This is a genomic window from Mesorhizobium robiniae, from assembly GCF_040545535.1.
Taxonomy (GTDB): Bacteria; Pseudomonadota; Alphaproteobacteria; order Rhizobiales; family Rhizobiaceae; genus Mesorhizobium; species Mesorhizobium robiniae.
The window spans coordinates 157,412-176,728 of sequence record NZ_JBEPMC010000001.1 but is presented as its reverse complement, the minus strand read 5'-3'; the positions used below and the strand labels follow the sequence as shown (position 1 = coordinate 176,728).

11 protein-coding genes are annotated in these 19,317 nt (G+C 59.1%); 6 read left to right on the top strand and 5 right to left on the bottom strand.

Features of this window, described 5'->3' with window-relative positions:
- The first annotated feature begins 21 nt into the window (after window positions 1-21).
- Together ABID19_RS00830 and ABID19_RS00825 are read left to right on the top strand one after the other, a co-directional pair.
- Window positions 22-3,174, top strand: coding sequence for a Calx-beta domain-containing protein (locus ABID19_RS00830; protein WP_354487234.1), 3,153 nt, complete (start codon window positions 22-24; stop codon window positions 3,172-3,174).
- A 1,490-nt stretch (window positions 3,175-4,664) separates the two neighbouring features.
- Complete coding sequence (locus tag ABID19_RS00825) at window positions 4,665-5,189, top strand: hypothetical protein (RefSeq protein ID WP_354487233.1); 525 nt, start codon at window positions 4,665-4,667, stop codon at window positions 5,187-5,189.
- Window positions 5,190-5,389: 200 nt separating this feature from the next.
- Here the strand turns inward: ABID19_RS00825 and ABID19_RS00820 are convergent, their stop codons facing one another.
- The 4 genes from ABID19_RS00820 to ABID19_RS00805 all read right to left on the bottom strand — a co-directional run bounded on the left by ABID19_RS00820 (window position 5,390) and on the right by ABID19_RS00805 (window position 11,579).
- Window positions 5,390-5,677 (bottom strand): hypothetical protein, encoded by a 288-nt coding sequence (locus ABID19_RS00820; RefSeq protein WP_352938689.1) that lies wholly within the window; start codon window positions 5,675-5,677, stop codon window positions 5,390-5,392.
- A 399-nt stretch (window positions 5,678-6,076) separates the two neighbouring features.
- Window positions 6,077-8,293: a glycosyltransferase family protein gene (locus tag ABID19_RS00815; RefSeq protein ID WP_354487231.1), complete on the bottom strand. Its 2,217-nt coding sequence runs from the start codon at window positions 8,291-8,293 to the stop codon at window positions 6,077-6,079.
- Complete coding sequence (locus ABID19_RS00810; RefSeq protein ID WP_354487229.1) at window positions 8,290-8,745, bottom strand: hypothetical protein; 456 nt, start codon at window positions 8,743-8,745, stop codon at window positions 8,290-8,292. The genes ABID19_RS00815 and ABID19_RS00810 overlap by 4 nt, the downstream gene beginning before the upstream one ends.
- Before the next feature lie 653 nt (window positions 8,746-9,398).
- Window positions 9,399-11,579: a caspase family protein gene (locus ABID19_RS00805; protein WP_435528671.1), complete on the bottom strand. Its 2,181-nt coding sequence runs from the start codon at window positions 11,577-11,579 to the stop codon at window positions 9,399-9,401.
- A gap of 1,037 nt (window positions 11,580-12,616) precedes the next feature.
- Between ABID19_RS00805 and ABID19_RS00800 the strand changes: the two genes are divergently transcribed.
- Window positions 12,617-12,838, top strand: a complete 222-nt coding sequence (locus tag ABID19_RS00800) for a hypothetical protein (protein WP_354487227.1) — start codon at window positions 12,617-12,619, stop codon at window positions 12,836-12,838.
- A 135-nt stretch (window positions 12,839-12,973) separates the two neighbouring features.
- On the opposite strand, the gene tssH is transcribed toward ABID19_RS00800, so the two are convergent.
- A complete protein-coding gene (gene tssH, locus ABID19_RS00795; RefSeq protein ID WP_354487226.1) occupies window positions 12,974-15,724 on the bottom strand; it encodes a type VI secretion system ATPase TssH in 2,751 nt (916 codons plus the stop codon).
- Between the two features lie 335 nt (window positions 15,725-16,059).
- On the opposite strand from tssH, the gene tssA reads away from it, so the two are divergent.
- Genes tssA through tssC form a run of 3 tightly spaced genes read left to right on the top strand, consistent with a single transcriptional unit; the run spans window position 16,060 to window position 19,287 of the window.
- On the top strand, window positions 16,060-17,232 hold the full coding sequence (gene tssA, locus ABID19_RS00790; protein ID WP_354487224.1) for a type VI secretion system protein TssA: 1,173 nt from the start codon (window positions 16,060-16,062) through the stop codon (window positions 17,230-17,232).
- Between the two features lie 6 nt (window positions 17,233-17,238).
- Window positions 17,239-17,778 (top strand): type VI secretion system contractile sheath small subunit, encoded by a 540-nt coding sequence (tssB, locus tag ABID19_RS00785; protein ID WP_354487222.1) that lies wholly within the window; start codon window positions 17,239-17,241, stop codon window positions 17,776-17,778.
- A gap of 3 nt (window positions 17,779-17,781) precedes the next feature.
- Complete coding sequence (gene tssC / locus ABID19_RS00780) at window positions 17,782-19,287, top strand: type VI secretion system contractile sheath large subunit (protein WP_354487220.1); 1,506 nt, start codon at window positions 17,782-17,784, stop codon at window positions 19,285-19,287.
- Window positions 19,288-19,317: the final 30 nt, after the last annotated feature.

Genomic DNA, 19,317 nt, shown 5'->3' with positions numbered 1-19,317 from the left:
CGCTCTCGGGGGGGGTGGCCGTTGCAGTTTTATTTGATTTATTCATGGTTACTGCGCGTGTCTCGGTCACGCTTCACTGTTCCATTGTGCGTTCTGGTATTCGCAGCGGCCGCGGCTAACTCGGCTTTTGCACAAACGATCTCGGTCGGCGACGTTGCCATTGTCGAGGGCAATGCGGGGACCACGTCAGCCCAGTTAACGGTGACACTGAGCAGCGCGAGCGCTAACACTGTCAGCGTGCAGGTGGCGACGGCCGACGGTACAGCGACTGCAGGTTCCGATTATGTAGCTCAGTCTCTGGGTCTTACGTTTCTGCCTGGTGCCACGACGGCGACAATCAATATCCCGGTAAATGGCGACACGATTTTGGAGCCGGATGAGACGTTTACGCTCAACCTGAGCAACCCGGTCAATGTCACCATCGCCGATGGTCAGGGGCTTGGCACGATCCTCAACGACGATGCCGCTCCGCCAACGATCTCGGTCGGCGACGTTGCCATTGTCGAGGGCGATGCGGGGACCGCGTCAGCCCAGTTAACGGTGACACTGAGCAGCGCGAGCGCTAACGCTGTCAGCGTGCAGGTGGCGACGGCCGACGGTACAGCGACTGCAGGTTCCGATTATGTAGCTCAGTCTCTGGGTCTTACGTTTCTGCCTGGTGCCACGACGGCGACAATCAATATCCCGGTAAATGGCGACACGATTTTGGAGCCGGATGAGACGTTTACGCTCAACCTGAGCAACCCGGTCAATGTCACCATCGCCGATGGTCAGGGGCTTGGCACGATCCTCAACGACGATGCCGCTCCGCCAATGATCTCGGTCGGCGACGTTGCCATTGTCGAGGGCAATGCGGGGACCACGGCAGCCCAGTTAACGGTGACACTGAGCAGCGCGAGCGCTAACGCTGTCAGCGTGCAGGTGGCGACGGCCGACGGTACAGCGACTGCAGGTTCCGATTATGTGGCTCAGTCTCTGGGTCTTACGTTTCTGCCTGGTGCCACGACGGCGACAATCAATATCCCGGTAAATGGCGACACGATTTCCGAGCCGGATGAGACGTTTACGCTCAACCTGAGCAACCCGGTCAATGTCACCATCGCCGATGGTCAGGGGCTTGGCACGATCCTCAACGACGATGCCGCTCCGACAACGATCTCGGTCGGCGACGTTGCCATTGTCGAGGGCGATGCGGGGACCACGTCAGCCCAGTTAGCGGTGACACTGAGCAGCGCGAGCGCTAACACTGTCAGCGTGCAGGTGGCGACGGCCGACGGTACAGCGACTGCAGGTTCCGATTATGTGGCTCAGTCTCTGGGTCTTACGTTTCTGCCTGGTACCACGACGGCGACAATCAATATCCCGGTAAATGGCGACACGATTTTAGAGCCGGATGAGACGTTTACGCTCAACCTGAGCAACCCGGTCAATGTCACCATCGCCGATGGTCAGGGGCTTGGCACGATCCTCAACGACGATGCCGCTCCGCCAACGATCTCGGTCGGCGACGTTGCCATTGTCGAGGGCGATGCGGGGACCACGTCAGCCCAGTTAACGGTGACACTGAGCAGCGCGAGTGCTAACACTGTCAGCGTGCAGGTGGCGACGGCCGACGGTACAGCGACTGCAGGTTCCGATTATGTGGCTCAGTCTCTGAGTCTTACGATTCTGCCTGGTGCCACGACGGCGACAATCAATATCCCGGTAAATGGCGACACGATTTCCGAGCCGGATGAGGCGTTTACGCTCAACCTGAGCAACCCGGTCAATGTCACCATCGCCGATGGTCAGGGGCTTGGCACGATCCTCAACGACGATGCCGCTCTGCCAACGGCACCGAACTTGACGGCCACTGTTTTGGCAGGTGCGACTGTCACTGTGCCATTGACTCCCGGCGCGACCGGGGGGCCGTTCTCGGCGGCAACTATCGTGTCCAGTCTTCCTGTGGAGGGCGGTGTCTCAACCATCGTTGGCGCGCCCAATTACGCTCTGCAGTTTGACGCAGCACCTGTGTTCGAAGGGGTCGTAGTCGTTAATTACACGCTAACGGGGCCGGGTGGCGTATCCGACCCCGCAACCGTGACGATTACCGTGCAGGCGCGGCCCGATCCATCGACCGATCCAGATGTGCGCGGATTGTTAACGGCGCAGGCGCAGGCTGCGCAGCAGTTCGCCCAGGGCCAGATGGACAACATCAACCGGCGCATGGCGGCTCTGCACGACGAGAGCTGCCGCCAGTTTCTTGCCAACACTGTTCAGCTTTCCGGTCCTGACAGTGATGGCGGCACCGAGAGACTGTCAACGCCGCAACCTAACGAACTTTGTGAAGACGGCGCACAGAAGCTCGGCCTGTCGATGTGGACGAGTGGCTCGGTGGATGTTGGCAGTACTGATCGTGCAGGCGAGGCTGGGCGTGACTCGATCGCTTACAATCTCACGGCTGGTATCGACTACCGTTTCAGCCAGCGTTTCGTTGGCGGCATTTCTTTGGGCTACAGTACCGACAGCAGTGACATAGGTACAAACGGCACGACTAGCGACGGCGAAGCGATAAGCGCGGCTATCTACGGAAGTTTTATGGCAACACCGAGTGTCTTTGTCGATGCGTTGATCGGCTATGGCTCATTTGACTTCAACTCAAGGCGTTTTGATACGAGCTCAGGTGCGTTTGGGAGCGGCGACCGAGATGGTGACCAGTTTTACGCATCGCTTACCGCGGGGTATGACACGCAGCTGAGAGCGTGGAAGCTGACGCCGTTTGCTAGGTTATCGGGCTCGTCGTCGATCTTGAACGGCTTTTCGGAAACAGGGGCCGGCGAATACTCGCTTGCATATGGCAGGCAGCAGGTTGACAGCTTTGGTGGCTCGCTGGGCTTTGCGGCATCTACCGATTTAGCACTTGAAGTCGGCACACTGACCCCGCGTCTAAGGCTTGAATATGTGCACGAGTTTGAGGGCGACAGCTCCGTTGATATCCGTTACGCAGATCTTTCGGAAGGCTTGATTTATAATGTTCAAACACAAGCTTTTGCGCAGAACCAGGTCACGTTAGGGTTGGGTGCAGATCTTCACTTGAATAACGGCATGCGGTTGGGGCTGGACTACACCGGCAACTTCGGCTTCGAGGACAGCCGTAGGCACGGCGTGAGAGCCAGTGTCGGCGGGCAGTTCTAGCCGCTAGTGTATTGAGGTTTGCGCGGACTTTCACAGGCTACACTTGCGCGGCCGAGTAGAATATAATGTCCCACGAGTTTCTACTAACCGCCCTGATAGTCGTCGCTTCTTAGATCGTGGCGATTAACACTATTGCCGCCCGGCTCACGCCGATCCAACGTCCGTGGATCGGGCGCCTTTTGCGCGCGTCGCCGGACTCGTGCCGCATCGCGACCTCGGATTTTAGAGAGACCTCATTGCAAAGGCCGCCTCTGGGAGATTGCGCCTCAGTTAGGAATGACCGGAAAGACGGCGCCAAGCTGCCGTCCGCCAGAAATGGAGATCTGTGTCCAATCAAAACCCGCCTATTCGCACGTCGTTGCCGCCAATCACCGCACTCATCACTCGGAGATCTTTCAGAGTAAGAGCATCTGCACTACGTGTTGCTGGTGTTAACAAGCAGGAGAATTTAGCTCCCGGATGAGGATGAGCGTTTGCCCTTGCGCTGCACCGCTTCCGGGAAACGATCAAATGTACGAATAACTAACAACTAGCTCTAGATAGGCCCACTTTTGCGGCGAATTCGGGTTAATCCGCTGAAATCAAAGGTTTTGGTGGGCCCGGAGGATGTTTGGAAAAGAAGCTAAATCAAGCAGTTAGGAACTGGTGGGACAGCAAAGAATTCAAATCTGCTCCAATGTTTTTCGATGTTCTTGTCCCACCTACAACGCTGCATTTCGCCCGACGAACGCCTCACTCGCCCTATCTCGCGAAGAAGGATCGTGACGGTGTTTCAGTCTCATTGGAAAGTCGCGGTAGCACCATTAACGACGTTCTTCGACGCGCAAGGAGCGTCTCGATTTGGGCCGATAGCGGACCGGCAGCATTTAGGCCTAGATGACTGCGAAAGCGGACATCGCTTCAGCACCCAAAGGGATGGTCGGTCAAGTGTGGTCTGATGATGCAAAAGAGGTATCGATACCGACGCTACTATGGTTTTGAGGTAGAGTTTTGAAACCATCAAGAAGCACAGGAGGCGCGATTCCGCATTGCTGTTGGACCTTCCGAAACGCGCCCTGACACCGCAGCAAGCAGCAGCGAACCATGACCCGTATTGTCTACCTTGATCAGAACGCATGGGTGGCGTTGGCACGAGGCGCCTGGGACAAGGCCGAGTTCCGGAGGGAACATGCGACCTATCAAAGGTGGTCGAAGACATCCGCGCTCAGTCGATCATCGTGCCTCTGAGCTTCTCCAACATTTACGAGACGACCAAAATCAACGATCCGATCAGGCGCGCGAATATGGCGCGCACCTAAGCGCTGGTCAGCGGCGGCCGCGTATTCCGGGGACGGCGCCCCATCCTCGAAGAGACGCTCGCCGCGTATCTAGCTGGCCGCTTCTCGATCACTCGTCCAGAGCCGAAACGGCATTGGTTCCTGTCCGACCTCTGGTTCGAAGCCGTCGGCGACTACTCTCCGGATGTCTACGGCTTCGAGATTTCGCACGGAGTGCTTGATGCCATCCGCCGGGATCCCGCCTACGCTCTCTTCGATTATCTCACCTCCGGTGAAGAGGTGATCCGGCTAGCGGCCGTGCGACTCAACAGCGCGAGCTCGGCCGACCTTATCGCTGGGATCGAATCCCGCCGCGCGGTCGCGGCTGGCCAGCCATTGGCCATGAGGAAGCGTGCCTACGGAGCGAGGCTGATCGTCGATGAGCTGGACTTCATCCTCGCAACCGGTCGACAGCTGGGATTGGATTGGCGCACCGTCAGCGATGTGAGCTCGTCGCTGGTGCGAAGCATCCTCGTCAACATTCCGGTCCTGAACGTCGAGCGCGAGCTTGTACTGCGCCTGGAGGATCAGTCGCGAGCGGTCGTCGAGAACGACCTTCGCGACATGTCTGCATTCACGACGGCAATTCCCTTCTCAGACGTCATTGTTGCCGAGAAGCCGTTCGTGAATCTGGCGCGGCAGGCTCGTCTCGACGAAACCTATGGGACAACATTGATGACGTCGGTTTTCGATCTCTGAGCGGTTTCTCGTCCCGATACCCGTCACCTATGGCTAATGTCCTCTCGCGCGGAGCACGTCGATCATAGTGGCTAGCCGCCGAATGGCATGATTTGGCCGAAAACGGAACGTCCGCTGTCAGGGCGCTGCACCACGGCGGCGACGAGCCCGATACGGTGTCGCAGGCGATCGACGCGACGAGGCAAGGCCGTAACCTGACTCTAAGCTCTCTTCACGATTCTCGGTTTAGTCGTTCGGCGGGGTTGAGCAGCGCCCTCAAGGGCCAAGGCCAACCGCTTCTCGTCTTCGATGGCGCGATCGACTGCCTCAATTTCCTCCTGGAGCGCCTTCAACTCGGCTCCGTAGCTGGAGCCGTCGCTGTCCCCGATCTGAAAGCCACTTGCCCGCATTGCGTCGCGAGTATGGTGGACGTTACGGACACCTTCGCGTCGAGTTGTGACCAGGATTTCCCTGAACTCTCCAAGACGTTCAACGTGATTGCGAGTCATTGCGTTCTCCTATTTCGCCGTCAGAACGACTAAAACTTACGGAGATACTCTCGACAAAGCATGAGTGCGGAAGCTCAAATTTGAACGTCTTGCAATGACGTGGAGCGCGGCAGGCAGAAAATTGGCTTGGGACCGACCGCCGACCAGGTGCTAGGCTCTTCGGCCGAGCGCGTCTGCTGCTCGGCACGCTTGTTGGTCCATCCAGCTGACGATTCTGGCTCGCGAGGTCCGTTTTGAGCGCACAGCTACGCTGGTCTCAATGTCCGATAGGCGGCGCAAAGCTGGACTGCAGCCTTGGACCGAAAGCGCAAGCCGTTCGGCGACGGCAATTTGGCGGGTCAGACGGCCGACGACGACACCGTTGGACGACACTAACAGAATATTTGCTCAGCCGCGACGTCAGGCACCTTTGGTGATGTCCCAGTCGGTTCGCAGAATCCTGGCGTGGTCTTCGATGAAGTCCGCGATCTGGTCGGCGCCGTTGGTCCATATGATAGAACTGCAGCGCGCTGCCATGCTGTCGCGCTCGGTAGGGTCGAGCAGCCGCTCAACGAAGCTATCAACATGTGGGAGGCCATGGTCGCGCCGCATCAGTAGACCAAAACCGCCGAGCTCGGCCCAGCGTGCGCGATTGAGCTGCAGGTCCATCTCGTCGGCCTCGTTGGGCACAAACAAAGTCGGGACTGCGCCAAGGATATTCTCATGGAAAGTGTTGTAGCCAGGCGCGACGACCGCGGCGTCGAATGCGCGACTATAGCGGAAACTCGGGAACAGCTCGACGATCCGATGCCTCGGACCGACCGGCTCGTCGGGTGCGAGATCGGCGCGGATCGGCGAGCGGATATCTAGCACCAGCGTATCGGGACGGTCGAGCAGAGCTTTAAGAACGCCGTTGCGGACGCCGCGCATGTCGAAATTGCTGCCTGAGCCGAGTTGCAGAGCGACGACGGTCACGCCTTCCGGCAGGTCGAGGAATAGGCGCGCAGCAGTGCGCTCCAGGCGCTCGTTGGGTTCCAGATGCAGGACCGGCGGGACCAAAAAGACCTTGTCGCGCATCTCCTTGGTCGGGCCGTGATCGAACTCGTCCGCCAACTCTCCTGGCTCTATCACGGCGTCAAAGGCGTTGGCCATCTCCAGGAACCCTCGGTGCGATTCCCTCCACATCGGCCTGCGCACCCAGATCGAAAAAAGGTTGGGGTCCATGGCAAGCGCTGCGGCGACACCGTCGAACACGGCTGTCGCGTCATAGGCAAATACAGCGGGGCGCAGATGGCTGATCAGGTCGAATAATTCCTCGGCAAGCACGTCGTTCCAGTCCTCGGGCGCGGCATCGATGCCGCGGTGATAGGTTAGGAAGTGGGCGTGATAACCCTCATTGGCTGCAATTCTCATGGCGTAGGACATCGTCGCAAAGACGGGTTTCAGCCCCTCCGGCAACCGCTGAGCGACAGCCATCTGCTGTGCAAGATGCCCCATTCCGATGCCGTTGGTGGATGCAAACAGCACGTGACGTGTCGGCAATGGCTGGATCATCGACGCTCGCTCGACTGCCGAATCTCGCGGTCTGGCAATGCCGAACAACCTCTCAAGGCGTTGCTGGAAGAGGTCGGCTGAATGGTGCCGAGAAACGAAATCCTTGGCCAAGGCCGATTGCTGAGCGTAGGCCTCTACGTCGTTGATGAATTTGTCGATGACCCGCTCAACATCTCTCGGCGCCGCATAGACTGCTGCGTCACCGAATAAAGGCTGGAAGTGTATGGGGAGAATCGTGACGAGCCCTACCGCGAGCGCTTCGAGGATGGTGCGGCCAAAAGCCTCCGACCAGGAATCGCTATGATAATAGACATAGAAATCGAGCCCTTGGAGAAACTCGGGGATGCCGGTCCATGCAAAGGGTAGTATTTCCCAGTTGGCCGGCAGCTGGCCATAAAGTTCTTCGAGGAAGGAATCGCCACCCAGGATCCTAATAGTGTAGCGTGATTGATCTGCAGGGTAGATGCGCAGCGCATCGGCGATGCTGCTTGGCCATTTCAATTTGTCCGGACGGGCATGGCGGCCAATGACCACTGGATTATGCGGTGGGCCGTCTGCCCTGCGAGGCCAGTCGTCGAGATCGATCAGATTGGTCCAGTCTTCCGACAACAGTTCGGCGCCCGTAGGCAAACGACGGGGTAAAGCATCGCGAACGATGGCGCTGACGGGGGCGAGCAAAACATTGACGCCAAACGTCCAACGACAATTGTTGATGATGCGCGCTAGGTCATACTGCAGCTTGCCTAGCCGGTCGACCATAGGATGATGGAGAACCATGACCAGGTGTTTGGCCCGGATGCTGATCCGCCTGGTGACGCAGTTGGACATTATCGTCGGGTGGTGGAGTAGGACAAGATCGGCCTCGACCTTCGTTTCCGGGTCGATCCGTTCTGTAGCGCCGCCATCGAGCAGCGCCCGCAAGTCGGGATGCATCGGGTAGGGATGATCCAGCAATGGTCCCTTCACTGCCAGCAAGCCGGTCTTGAGACCTGCGCGGGCGGCCGCTTGGATTTCCACCGCAAGCGCCGTGGACGTGCCGCCTTCGAAGCGGACATCGGCGATGAACAGAATGTTCAGCTTCATGACTTGGGAGTATCCGGCGCCTTGCGGACGGTTGTCGCTGGCGCCGCTTCCAGGAAGGTGTCGATTGTCATGCCGTATGCCAGGACACGGCGGGGGCGCCATTTTGCAAGAATGAGCCCCCAGCGCCCCCGCAAATAAGCCTGCCAGGGCATGTCGGTTGCGTGCAGCCGCTGTTCTATTAAAGGGGGCAGATACTCGAAAATTACGCCATGACGGCGGAACACCGTGAAGTCCGGATTGTTGGTCAGATAAATGAGCTTATCGTTCTTTCCCTGAAGCCTGCGCTTGGTGGTGACGATTATTTCATCAAGCAGGTCTGGATTTACATCAAAAGTTGTTATAATAATAGTCGAAATTTCTTCTTTAGATTTGTATATGTGAATATTACCTGGGTTTTCAACTTCCGTCTTTTGCTTACCTCTTCGAAAGAAAAATTCTGTGAGTTTTCTCATTGATTGGCGCTCACTTTAGGGATGCTTAGCCTAGCAATGACGATTTATGCGTGTCAAACGTTCAAGTTATGCGCGCGCCTGTCTGGTGTTCGCTGTCTCGAACCCAGTCTAGCAGCATATGCAACGGGGCGAAAAGCCCTCGCAACGGCGGCACACTCCAGTTACATGCCTTCGCCAAACTCCGTCGACGGCTTCGTCAATTTGCAAGGCTGGCGCATTCGCCCGCGTGGCCTTGACTGTAGGGCAGTTCACGTATTTCTTGTTCTGGTGTGCCGTTGGAACTTCCTGATGCTGGGCAGCGGCCGTTTTACTTCGGCCAAGTCTTGAGGAGCGACGCAGATGGCAAGATCGCTACTGTCACGGTTGGCTTCGGCTGCCGCTCTGGTTTCCACTTCAGTCATGCTGAACGGCTGCGGGACGATTGCAGGGAGGCCCATTATCTGCGTCTTCGTCTCGGACGGACGGTGCGCTAAGGTCACCAAGGCGAATGCGCCTCGACGCGACCAATCAGCGTCGGAGCGCCGCAATTCTCAATATTGATCAACCGCCTTTTTCGGCGGCGTTGCCGGGAGCCGTTATAAATGTTGGGTTTTGGCTTCTGACAATCGGTAGTGACGCAAGAATTTCGAATTTCGTGTAATATTAGTCAGATGTTACGGTCCATTCTGTTTGATAAATAGTTCAACTTCTGTGTCTATTTTTTCTCGAGTTACGCGGTTTATTTTCTCGGCAATTTCTGCCTTTGCCTGTTCCCCCTGATCGGCCCGCAGCCTCGCGGCGAGCGAGGCGTTGAAATAAGCTCGCTGCAGGTTGGGCTTGCCCCCGGTGAATAAACCGTCGCGATGCCCCCACGCGAGACGGACATAGGCGTACTCATTTCCCCTGTTTGCGGAAAGCTCGAGGAGGGTCAGGGCGCGGCGAGGATCGGCAGCCAGCTTGCGGTCGCCCTTCAAATATAGCTGTGCCATAAAATAGGGCGCGTACCTGTTGCCCATTTCGGTTGCACGCTGCAACAGGTCGAGCCCTCGTGGCACGTCCTTTTTCACGCCTTCCCCCGCGACATAAGACTGTCCCAGATTCGCCATCGCATCGATCTGGCCGGTGTCGGCTGCTGCTGCATACAACGAGGCCGCCTGGACGAAGTCTTGCTTGACGCCGGTGCCGAGGCGGTATGCGTCGCCGAGCGCGGTGATCGCATTCGCCCAGCCGCTTGATGCGGCCAAGCGATACCAAAGAATGCCTTCCTCCGGCAGCTTGGGCACGCCCTGGCCGGCAATATAGGCTGAGCCGATATCGGTCCTGGCCCTGAGATTGCCAAGCGCAGCGGCCCGAACGTAAAAGTCGAACGCACGGCCGTAGTCGATCTCACGTCCCATTCCGACACGTGCCATATAGCCCATGTTTATGAGCGCAGCACTGTACTGCTGCTTGCCGGCAAGCTCATAGTAGTGCTCAGCCCAATCGTAGCGCCTGGCAATTTCCAGAACACGCCCGAATTGAAACTGCAGGCGCGGGTTGTTGATGTCGGCTGCAAGGTCGAAGCCGCATGCCCTGAGCGCATCGCGAACGTTGACCAGCCCATTAGTGACGCCAGGGACAGAACGCTGTGGGTCGTTGGGATCTGCCGCATAGAGGTCACAATTCGTCACAAGCGCCTTCATGCCCTTTTGAGTGTCGGGCAAAACCGATGGCCATACGCGAAACGTTTCACTGACGGCGCGTTCTCCTGCCTGTTGGAAAACAAACTCGGCGCTAGCCGCCTGGCTCTCACCGACGACCAAGATCTCGTCCTCGATTGAAGCGGATCTCAGAGGGCCGCGGACGAAGGCGCCGCGCTGGGAAAGCGACGCCAGTTGTACCTTGCTCTTCTCCGTTGCCTCTGCGGCAAAGCGGCTCTGCGGAAAGACTTTTGCGAAACGGCTAAAATCGTCCGGGTTGGGGCTATCCTTGATGAAAGCCCACAATACCGCGTCGATGGTCAGGCCGCCGCTTGTCTCAACCGGCGCCTGCCCCCCGCTGACCGCTGTGCCACCGTGCTTGAACACAAATCTCGTCTCAATCGAACCGGTGATCCAGGGTATCTGAAACCCACCTGTCGCCTGGCGGACGTCGCCTCGCACCGTCCTGAACGTGTCGTAGACATCGAGGTCCGGCGTTTGCAAAGCGTTGGCGAGGGCGGAGGAATATGGGCTGTTTATGCCTGTGCCATCATAGGCGACTTCTCCAGCACTTGTCGCGAAGGCAATAAGCACCTGGCCGCTTCCCGATTCTGTGTAGGCCAGCCCCTCATCCAGTCCCTTGTCCTTCGCAGCAGGGTTGCTTCGGCAGGCATCGAGGATGAAGAGCTTCACTCCAACCGGGTCGTCCTTGACGATATCGACGAGATCGTTGAGCCGCATCGCATCGGCGACGATTTTCTTTGCGGAGGACGTGGCGGTGTCGACCGGCAGCAGCAGGTTCTGACGATCGAACTGCAGTGCATGGCCGGCATAGTAGAATATCGCCATATCTGCACCCACGAGATGCGCTGCAATTGCGTCCTTCAAGTCCTTGGTGGCAGCCTTTTTGACGTCGTAGAAAAGCAGCACATTGAAGCCGAGCTCGGTCAAGGTATTAGCAATAAGCTTGGCGTCGTTGCGGGGATTTGTAAGGGGAGCGAAGGCGTAGTCACCGTTACCGACGACAACGGCCGCGCGTCTCTCGGCGTGGGCCTCAGCGAGCCAAAGCAGGCTGAACGCGGCCATGAACGCGAACAGGAAGCCTCGCCTCAAATGATTGGAAAGCACCGTCGCAACCCGCCTTCTCAGCGTTTTTCCAAGGGAAAATTCGCCCAATCATAGCCCGAACAATGGCAAATTCCAACGGACCTCGTTTTTGCCCTAGATCACGGCTTCGGGGCGCGCTTGGTTCGGTCGATAACGAAAGGTGCGCTTCTGCAATAGGGGCAACTACGATGTCCGGGGCTCGCGCTGGCTACGTCTGCTATCGGGCGATAGCAAGATTGATTCAACGGCCGACGTGAGGCGCAAAGCTGCCGTTCCGTAGAAGAGATAAATGCGATCGGCGCGTGGCTAGACCAGCTTCTTGAACCGACTTTGGCGAACCGCTTCGTCAGCTATTGGCGAACAACGATTGTGTTAATCGCCGAGGGTGGCCGTTGTTACAGGAAATCAGAGAAGCCATCAGATCAGCCGGTCGCAGAAAGGGATGGCAACGCGAGCCTTCGGAAATCCGCGAGCCTGATCGGTTGTCACGCCCCGCGGTATCTTGTCGGAGGTTCCACTGAAGGCGAGATGGACATTGGTCTCGGTACCTATACGCGCCACCGCCTCGCACGTCGTACATACGTCCAGAAAAATCGAAGAGCCCTCGCTGCTGCGACAACGCCTTATGGTCAGCAACCAGCGACAATACGCCAACGTACGGCTGGTAACGCGCAAACCATTGCTTGGCGACCTGTTGGCGAACCCCGTGGCGAGTCGGCCAATAAACCATTGATAAATAACGATAATGATAGGCCCGGAGGGGCTACGCTCTCGACGGGAAATCAATACCTTAGCGGACGGTTCGCCAGCCCATTTCCTTCGTATTCTCTCGTATCGTCTGGCAAACCCAGTAACCGAGATGAGGACTAACTTCATGCGAGCGGTGTCTCTGTTAGTCCACAAAAAGATCATTGAATCCCGTGTGACCAGAACGGTAGGAGCGCAGTGGGTTAGGGCACAAAGCGGAGCATCCGTTCTGGCACGTTGCGCCGCCGCATGAGGCGGCGCTTGTTGACCTCACAGCAGCGCTGGATATCTCAAAAGACGCACTGCCACTCAATTTTGAAGACGCTGGTCATTTCGAGTGGCTGAAGTTCGATCCCAGATTGAAGACCTACCGTCTTCACTCCGGGCTGCTATCCACCGCCTCCAGCGTGCTCAATTCTCCGGTTCTGGACGCAGTGCGGCGCGGCCTCAGCGCACTCGTGCAGCGCATCGATATTCCATGCCTGCTGACTCAGCCCATGGACGACGACACTTTCATTGTCATCGATTTTCGCGGAGTCGCGGCTTCGCCGATCCGGGGAGCCAAAGCTATCCTGCGCTAGGTCGCGATTTTGCATGCCAACGAGTGGTGTTTCCCACCACGCCCTGCCCTGGCAACTGGTTCCAAGTTCATCGCCGTGCTCTCCTCAAGTACCCACAAAGCAGCCGTCGGATGTTTCGTCAGAGTCGCTCCTCAACTATTCGAAAGAATAGGTGAAACCGCCTTCGGAGGCTCCGACAGTCACCTTTGTCATCTTTTTGCCCTCGAGCGACCGGTTCAGCACCCCGCGGCTTAATTCCGGTAGAAGCGTGTTCGTCAGAATGGCATCGATCATGCGGCCGCCGGATTCGATCTCGGTGCAGCGAGCCTTGACGAGATCCATGACACCGTCACCGATCACCAACTCGGCATCGTTGGTTGCCCGCAGCCGGCGGGCGATCTTGGCAAACTGGTGGTGGGTGATCGATTCGATCATCACGTCCGAGAGCGGATAGTAGGGGATGGTTACCACCCGGCCAAGGAAAGCCGCGGGGAAAACCTTCAACAGCGGGGAGCGTAACGCTGTGTCCAGATCGTCGAGCCCCGCCCGCACCGTGCCGCTTTTGGTCCGGTCCATGATGACTTCGGAGCCGACATTCGAAGTAAGCAGGATAAGTGTGTTTTTGAAATCGATCCGTCGGCCCTCGCTGTCGTCCATCATCCCCTTGTCGAAAACTTGGAAGAAAATCTCGTGCACGTCCGGATGCGCCTTTTCGACCTCGTCAAGCAGGATCACCGAATAAGGCTTGCGCCGTACTGCCTCGGTCAGGATGCCACCCTTGCCATAGCCGACATATCCGGGCGGCGCGCCTTTCAGGGTGGAGACCGTATGCGCCTCCTGGAACTCGGACATGTTGATCGAGATGAGGTTCTGCTCGCCGCCGTAAAGCGTCTCGGCCAAGGCCAGCGCGGTCTCGGTCTTGCCCACGCCCGATGGACCGCAGAGCAGAAAGACCCCCACTGGTTTTTCGGGCGCGCCGAGCCCGGCGCGGCTGGTCTGCACGCGCTTGGCGATCATCTCCATGGCGTGATCTTGACCGACCACGCGTTCGGACAGAGTGGCGGCGAGCCGTAGCGCCTTTTCGGTCTGGCTCGACAGCATCCTGCCAGTGGGAATCCCAGTCCAGTCCTGGACCACGGCAGCCACAGCGTTGCGGTCGACTGACGGCAGGATCAGCGGCGTCTCACCCTGCGCTTCGGCCAGTTCGGCCATCAGTTCCCGCAGCCGCGCGAGGTCAGCAGCCGGATCGGGTGGAGAAGGACCGGCAGTGGCCGTTGCACCCTCATCAGTTTCAGGTGTTTCGATCTCAGGCGCATCGGCGCCTGCTGTTTCGACGACCGCCTCCGGAGTCTCCACCGCATCGAGCGGCACACCCTCGCCGCGCAGCCTGGCGCGCAATTCGAGTATCTCGCCAACCAGCGCCTTTTCCCGATCCCAGCGTTCCTGCGCGGCGGCAAGCGTGCCTTCGGTTTCGGCAAGTCCGACGTCGACCCGAGCCTGCCGGTCGGTCACCTCGATACCAATCGCCGCCTCGCGGCCGATGATGCCGCGCTCGACCTCCAGTGCCTGACGGCGGCGCAGAATATCCTCGACCTCGGCCGGGGTGGCATGCTGCGAAATCGCGACACGGGCGCAGGCAGTGTCGAGAAGGCTCACCGCCTTGTCCGGTAATTGCCGCGCCGGGATATAGCGGTGCGACAGGCCGACCGCCGCCTCGATCGCCTCATCGAGTATCTGCACCTTGTGGTGTTGCTCCAACACGCCGGCCACACCGCGCAACATGAGAACGGCCACCGCCTCAGACGGCTCGTCGATCTTGACCACCTGGAAGCGGCGTGTCAGCGCGGGGTCTTTCTCGATGTGCTGCTTATATTCGGCCCATGTCGTTGCCGCGATGGTGCGAAGTTCGCCGCGCGCCAGCGCCGGTTTCAGCAGATTGGCAGCATCGCCCGTTCCGGCCGCCCCGCCCGCGCCGATCAAGGTATGGGCCTCGTCGATAAATAGGATGACTGGCGTCTCGGAAGATTGAACCTCGTCGATGACCGCCTTCAGCCGCTTTTCGAACTCGCCCTTTACGCTTGCGCCTGCCTGCATCAATCCGACGTCGAGCATGCGCACGCTGACGCCTTGCAGCGTCGGCGGCACGTCGCCCTCGGCAATGCGCAAGGCAAACCCCTCGACCACAGCTGTCTTGCCGACGCCGGCCTCGCCGGTCAGGATCGGGTTGTTTTGCCGGCGTCGCATCAGGATATCGACGATCTGCCTGATCTCCGGATCACGGCCGACGACCGGATCGATCTTGCCGTCGCGGGCGCGCTGGGTCAGATCGGTGGCATATTTCGCCAGCGCCGAGTCGCCTCCCGGGGCCCGCCGAGGTGTCTCGACGGCGGGGGCTGCTGAGGGGGCGCCAGCTTCGAGCGACCCCTCCACCACGTCGGTGAATCGCGCGATAACCCCGTCGGCGTCGATCTTGTCGAATTCTCCGCTGATCTTCGACAGCAGGCCCTCCAGCACTGGCGTCTTCAGACAAGCGAGGAGAATATAGGCGCTGCGGACCTCCTCAACGTTGAACTCCAGCCCCGCCAGGTTCCAACCCTCCTGGATGGCATGAAAAATATGGTCGGAGAATTCCTCGATCGAAGTCGCGCCGTAGGGCAGCTTGTCGACGGCGCGGGTCATGTCGGCGGTAAGCCGGCTTGCGTCCACTCCCGCATCGGCAAGGATCATTTGCACATCCGAGCGATCGGAAAGCACCAGTTGTTCGATGAGATGGACGAGTTCGACGTAAGGATTGCCGCGCAGCTTTGCGGTATCGGCCGCGGCCTTGAAGGCGCGCACACAGACAGGATTTAGCTTACCGACCAGTTCCTTGCGTTTGACGCTCTGCGATGACCGGCGCTGTTCCATTGAACGTGCTCCCGAGATCTGGCAATCGATACCCTGCCACATAAGCCGCTGCTTGACAAAGCATGTGATGGATGAGCCGCCCGGATGCCGACCCACCCGGCATCTCCCGGTCAGGTGACATGCCGTATTCCAGCGCAACAAACACCCGATTGCCTCCCCGCTATGCGAAGCATTTCACATACACGGTCCGGCGATCGCGCGACGGTTTCGGCGAAGGTAAACAGCCGTGTTTAGCTTCTGTTAGTTTTTGAGCAACTGCTTAATTGTGATAAAGTGATGGCGTGTGATAACGTTGGGTCACTTAGGGGTCTAAGGGCCGCTAGCTGGGGGTTGGTGTGATTGATCTCGCACTCTGGCTCAATCCTGTCGACGGTGAGAATCCGTCCGGGGAGGATTTGCGCAACGACCCGGCTTTCCACGAGCTGGAGCGCCTCACGGAACAGCAGAAAAAGGTCGAGTTTCAAGGAAGCAAGAACACAGAAGTTGACGTTCCGATCGACTGGCCGGCCGTGCTCGCCAAGGCCGAGGAGCTGCGCCCACACGGCCGGGACCTGCGCCTGCTCGTCATCGTCACGCGAGCTCTGGCCAACGAGTATCGGCTGGCCGGGCTGGCTGACGGCCTGACCCTCATAGCACAGACCGTCGATCAGCATTGGGCAACCATGCATCCGGCCCTGCGGCCCGGTGTTACCCCGCGCGACGCCGCCCTGCGCCGCATCAATGCGCTGGCTGACCTCCAGAACAGCCAGGATGGCCTGCTCAAGGATCTGCGGAAACTGACGTTTTTCGCGCCGCGTGCAATCGGTCCGATCCTCGGCGAGGACCTGGAGAAGGGCGCGCTCGACGAGCGTGTCATGCTTCAGGAGGCGTCCTCGGGACTGAACGCGACCGAAAAAGCGGCCCTGGCGAGCGCGCACAGCCAGTTGGTGAACCGGGTGCGCAGCGCATGCGCCGCACAAATCGACCAGGCCGGCGCGGAGATGACATCGCTCGTCACCGATGCACATGCCGCGATCGCGGCCTTGGAAGCGGTGGAGATCGCCCTCAATGCCCGTATCGAGGGCAGCGGCGCCACCGTTCCGGAATTAAAACGATTTCTGCAGCGTTTGCTGACGACCCTCGAACGAAACTCGATCGCCGGCGCCACACCGAATGGCGCCGCTAAGCCAGTTTCGACGCCTGCAGAACCGGCAACGCCTGTTCGAAACGGTCATGGAGCCGATACGATGGCAAGTGTGGCAAGCTACGCAGAGCCCGGCAGCAGCGGCCTCCCCGACCGGATCTCGTCCCGCGACGACGTTGTCAAATGCCTCGACCTCGTCGTCGCCTTCTATGATCGCACCGAACCGTCGAGCCCGATCCCGCATCTGGCGCGGCGCGTGCGCCGAATGGTGCACATGGATTTCGTTGAACTGATGGAAGACCTCGCCCCGTCGGGGTTGAAGGAATTCCGGCTCCTGGCCGGCGTTCCCGATGCCAAGAAGGCGGCCCAGAAGGATGAAAGGTAACAACACATGCCAGCCGAAAGCAAAGCGAAGGTCATCGAACGAAATCGCGCCCCGCGCGTACAGATCGCCTACGACGTTGAAACCTACGGCAGCCCGACGACAATCGAATTGCCGTTCGTCATGGGGGTGATGGCCGATCTTTCCGGCTCCTCGCAGACCAAGGAAGCGTCGAAATCGGTGCTCGACCGCGCCTTTGTCGAGACCGACGCGAACCGTTTTCCCAAGTTCATGGAAGCGCTCGGGCCGCGGGTGAAGGCGCGGGTGAAAAACACGCTGCCGCAAGCCGAAGGCCAGGAGCGCGACGAGGAACTGGCGCTTGACCTCACCTTCACCAAGATGGGCGATTTCGCCCCGGACAAGATCGCGGAGCAGGTCCCGCAATTGGCTGAGATCCTCAAGATGCGTCGTCAGCTCGAGGAACTGCTCGGCTTCATGGATGGTCGTGTCGACGCCGAAAAGCGCATCGCGCAACTTCTGAACAACGAGCCGCTTCTCGGCAAGATCGCCAACCAGGCACTATCCGACGACGACAAGGCTGGGGAGTAAGTCATGGCCGAACAGCAAAAAACCGCAGCCGTCACCGCTGAGGCGGAAGCAATAGACCTCGGAGAATTCAGCGGGCTGCTGGAGAAGGATTTCAAGGTCAAGAAGGACGACAGCGAGAAGCTGCAGCAACTCGTGCGCAACCTGGCACTGGCCGCGCAATCCCGTTCCGACACCACCACCATTTCGTCCAATGCGATCAAGTCGATCAAGTCGCTGATCGCAGGCATCGACAAGATGCTGACGACGCAGGTCAACGAGATCCTGCACGCGCCGGAAGTGCGCGAGATGGAGGGCACGTGGCGTGGCCTCTGGTACCTCATCAACAACACCGAGACGGATCAGAAGCTGAAGATCCGGGTGATGAACATTTCCAAGGAACAGCTGGCCGACACGCTCGAAGATTATGAAGGCCAGATGTGGGACCAGAGCCCGATCTTCAAGAAGGTCTACACGGACGAGTATTCGATGCTGGGCGGCGAGCCGATCGGTTGCCTGGTCGGCGCCTACGAATTCTCGAACCATCCGCGCGACGTCGGCCTGCTGCGCAATATGTCGGGTGTGTGTGCCTCCGCGCATACGCCGTTCATCGCGGCCGCCTCCCCTCGCCTGTTCCGCATGGACAGCTGGCAGGAACTGCCCAACCCGCAGGACCTGCAGATGATCGTGTCGAATCCAGCCTATGCCTCGTGGCAATCGCTTCGCGAGAGCGAGGATGCGCGTTATATCGGCCTTACCATGCCGCGTGTGCTGGCGCGTCTGCCTTACGGCACCGACACAGTTCCGGTGAAGGGCTTCACCTTCGAGGAAGAGGTGCAGGGCGACCATAACAAATATGTCTGGATGAATGCCGCCTTCCCGATGGGCGTTAACATCAACCGCAGCCATAAGCTCTACGGTTGGGGCACGCAGATCCGCGGCGTCGAGAATGGCGGCACGGTGCTCAACCTGCCGGTGCACAGCTTCCCGACCGATGACGGATCGATCGCGATGAAATGCCCGACGGAGGTCGCCATCGACGACCGGCGCGAGGCGGAGCTCGCCAAGCTTGGACTGATGCCGATCCTGCACCGGAAGAATACCGATCTCGCGGCCTTCATCGGCGCACATTCGCTGCAGGACGACGAGACCCGCGCCGGGCGGCTGGTCGACCCGGATGCCCAGTCGAACGAGCGGCTGAGCGCGAACTTGCCCTACCTGTTCCCGGTCTCGCGCTTCGCGCACTACCTCAAGGCGATCGCGCGCGACAAGATAGGGTCGTTCAAGGAGCGCTCGGACATGCAGATCTGGCTGACCGAGTGGATCAACCGCTACGTTCTGGCCAACCCGGCCTTCGCCGACGACAAGGCGCGTGCCAAGCGCCCGCTTGCCGCCGCGGAGGTCCAGGTGGACAGCGTCGAGGGTCGGCCGGGCTATTACAATGCCCGCTTCTATCTGCGTCCGCACTACCAGCTGGAAGGCATCAACGCCTCGCTCCGGCTGGTGTCGGAACTACCGTCCGTGAAGACTTGATTTGCAGCAGCAGCATCTTGTTTTGTTTTA

Excerpts from the sequence above, each read along its gene's own strand:
- ABID19_RS00820 (WP_352938689.1), bottom strand. The coding sequence starts at position 5,677 with ATGACTCGCAATCACGTTGAACGTCTTGGAGAGTTCAGGGAAATCCTG.
- ABID19_RS00815 (WP_354487231.1), bottom strand. The coding sequence starts at position 8,293 with ATGAAGCTGAACATTCTGTTCATCGCCGATGTCCGCTTCGAAGGCGGC.
- ABID19_RS00810 (WP_354487229.1), bottom strand. The coding sequence starts at position 8,745 with ATGAGAAAACTCACAGAATTTTTCTTTCGAAGAGGTAAGCAAAAGACG.
- tssH (WP_354487226.1), bottom strand. The coding sequence starts at position 15,724 with ATGGAACAGCGCCGGTCATCGCAGAGCGTCAAACGCAAGGAACTGGTC.
- tssB (WP_354487222.1), top strand. The coding sequence starts at position 17,239 with ATGCCAGCCGAAAGCAAAGCGAAGGTCATCGAACGAAATCGCGCCCCG.
- tssC (WP_354487220.1), top strand. The coding sequence starts at position 17,782 with ATGGCCGAACAGCAAAAAACCGCAGCCGTCACCGCTGAGGCGGAAGCA.